Annotated in this window: 1 protein-coding gene; it reads left to right on the top strand. The window is 55.9% G+C overall.

The window, feature by feature from the left end:
• On the top strand, window positions 1-270 hold a 270-nt coding region (locus tag ACXIUA_RS01550; protein WP_457975949.1), incomplete at its 5' end, for a beta-sandwich lipoprotein.
• Window positions 271-329 lie beyond the last annotated feature (59 nt).

Here is a 329-nt window from a genome sequence, read left to right on the forward strand (position 1 = left end):
GTGGTAGTGAACACAGTCACCGACACTGTTCTGCTAGAGATGGTCGGCAAGATCTCTGTCCGCGAGGATCGCAGCGAGGGGCAGAATCAACTGGAGGTCACCGCGCTCCAGCCCGACAATACCGTGCGCAAGCACCTGGTTGGTCTCCCTCCCACGGTGGTTTACACCGTCGAGGACGTTGATGGCAGCAGTGTTTCCTTGTCTCGCTACCAGATCAGTTACATGCCAGAGGCTGTGATCCCTGTCGAGTTCAAGAACGCTAACGATTAAGGAGAACAATTAGTTACGCCTCCAGGGAGGCCGACAACTTCAACGTGGAACGTCGCCTC

The sequence above is a fragment of the Corynebacterium sp. UMB8791 genome, assembly GCF_054166365.1.